This window comes from Streptomyces sp. NPDC054842, from assembly GCF_053611025.1.
This window is the reverse complement of record NZ_JBSGZN010000016.1, coordinates 133,280-141,838: the sequence shown is the minus strand read 5'-3', so window position 1 is coordinate 141,838 and position 8,559 is coordinate 133,280. Positions and strand designations below refer to the sequence as shown.

Sequence of the window (8,559 nt, the reverse complement as noted above, 5' to 3'; positions counted from 1 at the left end):
CCCCGTCGGGCTCCCCCTCCCCCCTGGGCGCGGCGGGTCCGGGGGGGGGGTGGGTTTATTGGCCCCTCCCCGCGCCCCCCCGCCCCCGGTTGGGGGGCCCCTTCTCGCTGTCCCCGGCCGCCGGGCGCGCCGGCCGGCTCTTCCCTCCCGCCCACTAATTCTCGTATGGTGGAAGTGGTTTTCCGAAAACGTCCGGTCGTTGCGAACAAAACGTTCGCAACCCGGGGCGGCTACCACGTACTCCGCGGTAGGTGCGACGATCGGACGACGCCGCAGGAACGGCCCCGTTCCCGCGGCGTACGCAGCGAACACGGTGAAAGCAGAGGAAGTCGGCCATGGCAACGGCGCCCAGCGTCTCCTACTCGATGACGGTCCGGCTGGAGGTGCCCGCCAGCGGAACGGCGGTCTCCCAGCTCACCGGAGCCGTCGAGTCCCACGGAGGCTCGGTCACCGGCCTCGACGTCACGGCGTCCGGCCACGAGAAGCTCCGCATCGACGTCACCATCGCGGCCACCTCCACGTCCCACGCCGACGAGATCGTCGAGCAGCTGCGCGCCATCGAGGGCGTCACCCTGGGCAAGGTCTCCGACCGTACGTTCCTCATGCACCTCGGCGGCAAGATCGAGATGCAGTCGAAGCACCCCATCCGCAACCGCGACGACCTCTCGATGATCTACACGCCGGGCGTGGCCCGCGTGTGCATGGCGATCGCCGAGAACCCCGAGGACGCCCGCCGCCTCACCATCAAGCGCAACTCCGTTGCGGTCGTGACGGACGGCTCGGCCGTGCTGGGCCTCGGCAACATCGGCCCCAAGGCCGCCCTGCCGGTCATGGAGGGCAAGGCCGCCCTGTTCAAGCGCTTCGCCGGCATCGACGCCTGGCCGCTGTGCCTCGACACCCAGGACACCGACGCGATCGTCGAGATCGTCAAGGCCATCGCCCCCGGCTTCGCGGGCATCAACCTGGAGGACATCTCGGCGCCCCGCTGCTTCGAGATCGAGGCCCGGCTGCGCGAGGCCCTCGACATCCCCGTCTTCCACGACGACCAGCACGGCACGGCGATCGTCGTCCTCGCCGCTCTGACGAACGCCCTGCGGGTGGCCGGCAAGGCGATCGGCGACATCCGCGTGGTCATGTCCGGCGCCGGCGCCGCCGGTACCGCCATCCTCAAGCTGCTCATCGCCGCGGGCGTCAAGAACGCCGTCGTGGCCGACATCCACGGAGTCGTGCACGCGGACCGGACGGACCTCGTCGACGCCGCCGCCGACTCGCCGCTGCGCTGGATCGCCGACAACACCAACCCCGAGGGCCTCACCGGCACCCTCAGGGAGGCCGTGCGCGGCGCCGACGTCTTCATCGGCGTCTCCGCCCCGAACGTGATCGACGGTGACGACGTGGCCGCCATGGCGGACGGCGCCATCGTGTTCGCGCTCGCGAACCCCGACCCCGAGGTCGACCCCGCAATCGCCCGCCTGACGGCCGCAGTTGTGGCCACCGGGCGCTCCGACTTCCCCAACCAGATCAACAACGTCCTGGTGTTCCCGGGCGTCTTCCGCGGCCTGCTCGACGCCCAGTCGCGCACCGTCAACACGGAGATGATGCTGGCCGCCGCCACCGCCCTCGCGGACGTGGTGACCGAGGACGAGCTCAACCCGAACTACATCATTCCGAGCGTCTTCAACGACAAGGTCGCGGGCGCCGTCGCCGGTGCCGTGCGCAACGCCGCGAAGGCGGCCGGGGTGACCGTGACGGACAGCACGTCCGCCAACACATCGGTGTGAGACCGGCTGTGACGGGTACCACCACGCCTTGAGGCCCGGCGCGTCGCGGAACGCACGGCCTCTGGCCGCCTTTAGGGTGGCGGCCAGGCTCAGGTCCCCAGGCCCTGCGGTCCGCTGCCGGGAGCAGACGGAGCGTCACCACTCCGAGGCAGTGGCGCTCTTCGTGTGACTCCCAAGGGTGTTCGTGTGACTCCCAGGGGTGCCGGATTGGCTTTCCCGCCGCAGGTGGGGGCAGGATGCGTCTTCGGGCGCGAGGGTCTGGCTACGGACCCGGGTCCGGGGACCGACCGAGGACCCTGGCAGCATCGGCTACGCCGCATCCAACATGCGGCTCTGCCGCGTGGCACGCCTCAACGGCAAGAAGAACACGGGAGTAACAACATGAACCGCAGTGAGCTGGTGGCCGCGCTGGCCGACCGTGCCGAGGTGACCCGCAAGGACGCCGACGCCGTTCTGGCCGCGTTCGCCGAGACCGTCGGCGAGATCGTCGCCAAGGGCGACGAGAAGGTCACCATCCCCGGCTTCCTGACCTTCGAGCGCACCCACCGTGCCGCTCGCACCGCGCGCAACCCGCAGACCGGCGACCCGATCCAGATCCCCGCCGGGTACAGCGTGAAGGTCTCCGCGGGCAGCAAGCTCAAGGAAGCCGCCAAGGGTAAGTAGTTCCCGCCTGCGCCACGGGACGGCGCGGCAACGAGCAGTACGCCAATGGGGCGGCGCCCGGACTTCCGGGCGCCGCCCCATCGTGGTGTCTGCCGTGGCCCGGGGCCGGCGGTTCCGCCGCCGGCCCGGGCCGGTCCCGCTAGCCGAGCGCCTTGCCGGGCAGCTCGACCTTCGCGCCGAGTTCCACGAGCTTCTCCATGAAGTTCTCGTAACCGCGGTTGATGAGGTCGATGCCGTGCACCCGGGAGGTGCCCTGGGCCGCGAGAGCGGCGATCAGGTACGAGAACCCGCCGCGCAGGTCAGGGATCACCAGATCGGCGCCCTGGAGCCGCGTGGGGCCCGAAACGACGGCGGAGTGCAGGAAGTTGCGCTGGCCGAAGCGGCAGTTCGAGCCGCCCAGGCACTCGCGGTACAGCTGGATGTGCGCGCCCATCTGGTTCAGCGCGGAGGTGAAGCCGAGCCGGGACTCGTACACCGTCTCGTGGATGATCGACAGGCCCGTGGCCTGCGTGAGGGCGACGACCAGCGGCTGCTGCCAGTCGGTCTGGAAGCCCGGGTGGACGTCGGTCTCCAGGGCGATCGACTTCAGCTGGCCGCCCGGGTGCCAGAAGCGGATGCCCTCGTCGTCGATCTCGAAGGCACCGCCCACCTTCCGGTAGGTGTTCAGGAACGTCATCATCGAGCGCTGCTGGGCGCCCTTGACGTGGATGTTGCCCTCGGTGGCCAGGGCCGCGGACGCCCAGGAGGCGGCCTCCAGGCGGTCCGGGAGGGCCGCGTGCGTGTAGCCGCCCAGCGAGTCGACACCGGTGATCCGGATGGTCCGGTCGGTGTCCATGGCGATGATCGCGCCCATCTTCTGCAGCACGCAGATGAGGTCCTCGATCTCGGGCTCCACGGCCGCGTTCGCCAGCTCGGTGACGCCCTCGGCGAGCACCGCGGTCAGCAGCACCTGCTCGGTCGCGCCCACGGACGGGTACGGCAGCTTGATCTTGGTGCCGCGCAGCCGCTGCGGGGCCTCCAGGTACTGGCCGTCCGCCCGCTTCTCGATCTTCGCGCCGAACTGCCGCAGCACCTCGAAGTGGAAGTCGATCGGCCGGCCGCCGATGTCGCAGCCGCCCAGGCCGGGGATGAACGCGTGCCCGAGGCGGTGCAGCAGCGGACCGCAGAACAGGATCGGAATGCGCGAGGAGCCCGCGTGGGCGTCGATGTCGGCGACGTTCGCGCTCTCCACGTGCGACGGGTCGAGCACCAGCTCGCCCGGTTCCTCGCCCGGACGGACCGTCACGCCGTGCAGTTGCAGCAGCCCGCGCACGACCCGCACGTCGCGGATGTCCGGGACGTTGCGCAGTCGGCTCGGAGCGCTGCCCAGCAGGGCCGCGACCATGGCCTTCGGTACGAGGTTCTTCGCACCGCGGACACGGATTTCGCCCTCGAGCGGGGTGCCGCCGTGGACAAGCAGTACGTCATCAGAGCCGTTGACGGTCATGAATCTCGCGTTCCGGTGAGGTGGGCAGGGGTTGAAGAGGCAAGCGTAATGGCCGCCCACCCCCCTTCAGTAAGCCCAGGGACCTCCCGGTTGCGTCCCAGCTTCGCCACAACACGAACCGTTCCTAATCGGGCACACCGGGTCACCGGCCCGGCCGTGCGCCGGTCCCGCTCCTCTACGCCCTGAGCTGCGTTCACTCGCGTACCCGCATTGGCTCCCCACGTGACGGGAAGATGCGAGATCATGTCTGGCATGACCGAGGTGTCCTCGCTCACAGGGCGGCTGCTCGTGGCCACGCCCGCCCTGGCGGACCCGAACTTCGACCGCGCGGTGGTGCTGCTCCTCGACCACGACGAGGAGGGCTCCCTGGGCGTCGTCCTCAACCGGCCCACGCCGGTGGACGTCGGCGACATCCTGGAGGCCTGGGCGGACCTGGCGGGCGAACCGGGCGTGGTGTTCCAGGGCGGACCGGTCTCGCTCGACTCGGCGCTGGGCGTCGCGGTGATCCCCGGCGACGCGTCGGGGGAGCAGTCGCCGCTGGGCTGGCGCCGGGTGCACGGCGCGATCGGGCTCGTCGACCTGGAGGCGCCGCCCGAGCTGCTGGCGGCGGCCCTCGGCTCGCTGCGGATCTTCGCCGGGTACGCGGGCTGGGGCCCGGGACAGCTGGAGGACGAGCTCTCCGAGGGCGCCTGGTACGTGGTCGAGTCCGAGCCGGGGGACGTCTCGTCGCCCTCTCCCGAGCGGCTGTGGCGCGAGGTCCTGCGCCGCCAGCGCAGCGACCTGGCGATGGTGGCCACCTATCCGGACGACCCTTCGCTCAACTGATGGCTGTGACCTTCAGTACCCTTGCGGACATGAGCACTCTTGAGCCTGAGACCCAGCCCCAGCGAGGTACTGGGACGGGGACCCTCGTTGAGCCGACGCCGCAGACGTCGCACGGAGACGGCGACCACGAGCGCTTCGCCCACTACGTCCAGAAGGACAAGATCATGGCGAGCGCCCTCGACGGCACGCCCGTCGTGGCCCTCTGCGGCAAGGTGTGGGTCCCGGGCCGCGACCCGAAGAAGTACCCCGTGTGCCCCATGTGCAAGGAGATCTACGAGTCCATGGGCGCCGGTGGCGACAAGGACGGCGGCAAGGGCGGCGACAAGAAGTAGGGCGCGGGCGGTCCCGCCCTCGTCCGACGCGTCAGCCGCGTGATCCGGCACGGCCGCGGCACCCCGGTCCGGGGTGCCGCGGCCTTGTCGTGCCCGAAGCCGCGCGACGGCCCCCGTCCCGGCGTCTTCCGGGTGGGCCGGCGCGCTCCGTCCGTTGCACGGAGTGCGTCCCGTGGTCACAGAGTGGTTGAGACCTCTTGTGGGCGCCTTCCTCTACTCCATAGCCTCCGGTGTGTTGTGCAGTGCGAAACCGCCATTGCGTATGTTGCAACGCACTCCCCCCGGAGGATGCTCGATGAAGCTCTCTGTCCGCCTGACCGCGTCGCTGGCCGCCCTGGTGGCGGCCACGCTGACCGCCACCGCCTGCGCCCCCCAGACCTCCGACGACTCCTCCTCCGGCAAGGACGAGAAGAAGGGCACCCTGCGCGTGTGGCTCTTCCAGGAGGTCGCCAACGCGCCGAAGGAGAAGGTCGTCGCCGCCGCCGTGAACGGCTTCGAGAAGGCGCACCCGGGCGCGGAGGTGAAGGTCGAGTACATCCCCGTCGAGACGCGCGCCCAGCGCATCAAGGCCGCCTTCAACGACCCGAAGAGCGCCCCCGACGTCATCGAGTACGGCAACACCGACACCGCCGGCTACGTCAAGGACGGCGGACTCGCCGACATCACACGGGAGTTCACCGACTGGAAGGAGGCCAAGGACTCCGATCCGACCGCCCGCCAGTCCGTGACGGTCGACGGGAAGGTCTACGGCGCCCCCCTCTTCGTCGGCGTCCGCGCCCTGTACTACCGCACCGACGTCTTCCGGGACCTCGGCCTCGACGTGCCCACGACGCAGACCGAGCTGATCGACACCGCGCGCCGCATCCGGGCGGCGAAGCCCGACCTCTACGGCCTCGCGGTCGGCGGCGCCTACACCTACGGCGCGATGCCCTTCATCTGGGCGCACGGCGGTGAACTCGCCCATGGCAAGGGCGGTTCGTACGCCTCCGCCATCGACAGCGCCGCCGCGCGGAAGGGCATCAAGGCCTACACGTCGCTCTTCGGCGACACCAACTGCCCGGCCGCCAAGTGCGCGGGCATGGGCGGCAACGACACCGTCACCGCCTTCGCCGCGGGCAAGGCCGGCATGGCCATCGGCGGCGACTTCAGCCACGCGGCCGTGGAGGCAGGAAAGGTCAAGGGCAAGTACGCCGTCGTACCCCTGCCCGGACTGAAGAAGGGGGAGATAGCCCCGGCCTTCGCCGGCGGCAACAACCTCGGCGTCCTGAAGAACACTTCGCACCGCTCCCTCGCCGTGGACCTGCTGAAGCGGCTCGCGTCCAAGAAGACGCAGGGCGAACTCTTCGACGCCATGGGCTTCCTGCCGACGTACACCGACGTGCGCGCCGACGTCGCGAAGAAGGAGCCGTTCGTCGAGCCCTTCGTCAAGACCCTTGCCGCGGGCGCCAAGTTCGTCCCCGCCTCGCCCGCCTGGGCCCAGATCGACGCCTCGCTCGTCCTGCCGACCATGTTCCAGGAGGTCGTCAGCGGCAAGAAGGACGTGCCGCGGGCCTCGAAGGACGCGGCGAAGAAGATGGACGACGCCTTCAGCTCCGTCGGCTGAACCGATGACGGCGCACGAAACCCTCCGGGTCGCCGGACGGCCGGGGACCGCCGGACCGCCCGGACCTGCCGGACCGCCCGGCCGAAGGCCCCGTCCGGCCCTCGCCGCGACGGCGCGGACGGTGAAGTCCCGGCGCGGGCGCGGCGGTTGGACCCCCTGGCTCTACCTCGCCCCCGCCCTCGTCGTCCTCGGCGGCCTGCTCCTCTATCCCCTCTACCAGCTCGGCCTGATCTCGTTCCTGGAGTACACCCAGGCCCAGGTCAGCGGCGGTGAACCGACCACCTTCCAGGGCTTCGGCAACTACACGGCGCTCTTCGCCGACGACGAGTTCTGGCGGGTGCTTTTCGCCACCGTGGTCTTCGCGGCGGCGTGCGTCGTCTCGACGCTCGCCACCGGCTGCGCGCTGGCCGTCCTGCTGACCCGGGTCCGGGCACTGCCCCGGCTCGCGCTGATGCTCGCGGCGCTCGGCGCCTGGGCGACCCCGGCCGTCACCGGCTCCACGGTGTGGCTGTTCCTCTTCGACCCCGACTTCGGCCCGGTCAACCGCGTCCTCGGGCTCGGCGACCACTCCTGGACGTACGGGCGCTACAGCGCCTTCGCGCTCGTCCTGCTCGAAGTCGTCTGGTGCTCCTTCCCGTTCGTGATGGTGACGGTGTACGCGGGCATCCGCGCCGTACCCGCCGAGGTGCTGGAGGCGGCCTCCCTCGACGGCGCCTCGCAGTGGCGGGTGTGGCGCTCGGTGCTCGCGCCGATGCTCCGGCCGATCCTGGTCGTCGTCACCATCCAGTCCGTCATCTGGGACTTCAAGGTCTTCACGCAGATCTACGTCATGACCAACGGCGGCGGCATCGCCGGGCAGAACCTCGTGCTGAACGTGTACGCCTACCAGAAGGCGTTCGCCTCGTCCCAGTACAGCCTCGGCTCCGCGATCGGCGTCGTGATGCTGCTGTTGCTGATGGCGGTCACGCTGGTCTACCTGCGGCTGCTGCGCCGGCAGGGGGAGGAACTGTGAGCGCGCTGGACACCGTGCGGGGAGCCCTGCGCCCCCGGCGCCCCTGGCGGCTGGCGGCCGAGGCGTCCGCCCTGCTGATCGCGGTGGCCGTCGCCTTCCCGCTCTACTGGATGGTGCTGAGCGCCTTCAAGCCGGCGGGGGAGATCGAGTCGGACGAACCCCGGCCCTGGACCGGCTCGCCGTCGCTCGACTCCTTCCGGCGCGTCCTCGGGCAGCAGGAATTCGGCCGGTACTTCGTCAACAGCCTCGTGGTCGCCTGCTCGGTGGTCGTCGTCTCGGCGCTCGTCGCGTTTCTCGCCGCGACCGCGGTGACCCGATTCCGCTTCCGTTTCCGCACCACCCTGCTCATCATGTTCCTCATCGCGCAGATGGTGCCGGTGGAGGCGCTGGCGATCCCGCTGTTCTTCCTCATGCGGGACCTCGGCCAACTCAACACCCTGGGCTCGCTGATCCTGCCCCACATCGCCTTCTCGCTGCCCTTCGCGATCTGGATGCTGAGAGGTTTCGTCAAGGCGGTTCCCGAGGCGATCGAGGAGGCGGCGTTCATCGACGGAGCGAGCCGGACGCGATTCCTCTGGCAGATTCTGTTCCCGCTCGTCTTCCCGGGCCTGGTGGCCACGAGCGTCTTCTCGTTCATCTCCGCCTGGAACGACTTCCTGTTCGCCAAGTCGTTCCTCATCAGCGACACCTCCCAGTCCACGCTGCCGATGGCCCTGCTCGTCTTCTACAAACCCGACGAGCCGGACTGGGGCGGCGTGATGGCGGCCTCCACGCTCATGACGATTCCCGTACTCATCTTCTTCGTACTCGTGCAGCGGAGGCTCGTCTCGGGCCTCGGCGGAGCGGTAAAGGACTGA

The 8,559-nt window shown here is 70.1% G+C and carries 8 protein-coding genes; 7 read left to right on the top strand and 1 reads right to left on the bottom strand.

Annotated features, from left to right (window positions below):
* The first annotated feature begins 335 nt into the window (after window positions 1-335).
* Window positions 336-1,781 carry a malic enzyme-like NAD(P)-binding protein gene (locus tag ACWGIS_RS15625; RefSeq protein WP_453362938.1) on the top strand — a complete coding sequence of 482 codons (1,446 nt, stop codon included), beginning with the start codon at window positions 336-338 and terminating at the stop codon, window positions 1,779-1,781.
* 381 nt (window positions 1,782-2,162) lie between these two features.
* Window positions 2,163-2,444 (top strand): HU family DNA-binding protein, encoded by a 282-nt coding sequence (locus ACWGIS_RS15620; RefSeq protein ID WP_007382399.1) that lies wholly within the window; start codon window positions 2,163-2,165, stop codon window positions 2,442-2,444.
* Between the two features lie 139 nt (window positions 2,445-2,583).
* Here the strand turns inward: ACWGIS_RS15620 and murA are convergent, their stop codons facing one another.
* Window positions 2,584-3,930, bottom strand: coding sequence for a UDP-N-acetylglucosamine 1-carboxyvinyltransferase (gene murA / locus ACWGIS_RS15615; protein ID WP_453362937.1), 1,347 nt, complete (start codon window positions 3,928-3,930; stop codon window positions 2,584-2,586).
* A gap of 252 nt (window positions 3,931-4,182) precedes the next feature.
* Here murA and ACWGIS_RS15610 point away from each other — a divergent pair, with 252 nt between their 5' ends.
* From ACWGIS_RS15610 to ACWGIS_RS15590, 5 genes are all read left to right on the top strand, one after another.
* A complete protein-coding gene (locus tag ACWGIS_RS15610) occupies window positions 4,183-4,755 on the top strand; it encodes a YqgE/AlgH family protein (protein WP_389389661.1) in 573 nt (190 codons plus the stop codon).
* Between the two features lie 29 nt (window positions 4,756-4,784).
* The gene (locus tag ACWGIS_RS15605; RefSeq protein WP_356172847.1) at window positions 4,785-5,087 is read left to right on the top strand and encodes a DUF3039 domain-containing protein; all 303 of its coding nucleotides are present in this window, start codon (window positions 4,785-4,787) and stop codon (window positions 5,085-5,087) included.
* 295 nt (window positions 5,088-5,382) lie between these two features.
* A complete protein-coding gene (locus tag ACWGIS_RS15600) occupies window positions 5,383-6,690 on the top strand; it encodes an extracellular solute-binding protein (protein ID WP_453362936.1) in 1,308 nt (435 codons plus the stop codon).
* Window positions 6,691-6,694: 4 nt separating this feature from the next.
* Window positions 6,695-7,702: a carbohydrate ABC transporter permease gene (locus ACWGIS_RS15595; protein WP_453362935.1), complete on the top strand. Its 1,008-nt coding sequence runs from the start codon at window positions 6,695-6,697 to the stop codon at window positions 7,700-7,702.
* Window positions 7,699-8,559, top strand: coding sequence for a carbohydrate ABC transporter permease (locus ACWGIS_RS15590; RefSeq protein WP_453362934.1), 861 nt, complete (start codon window positions 7,699-7,701; stop codon window positions 8,557-8,559). Before ACWGIS_RS15595 ends, ACWGIS_RS15590 begins: the two co-directional genes overlap by 4 nt.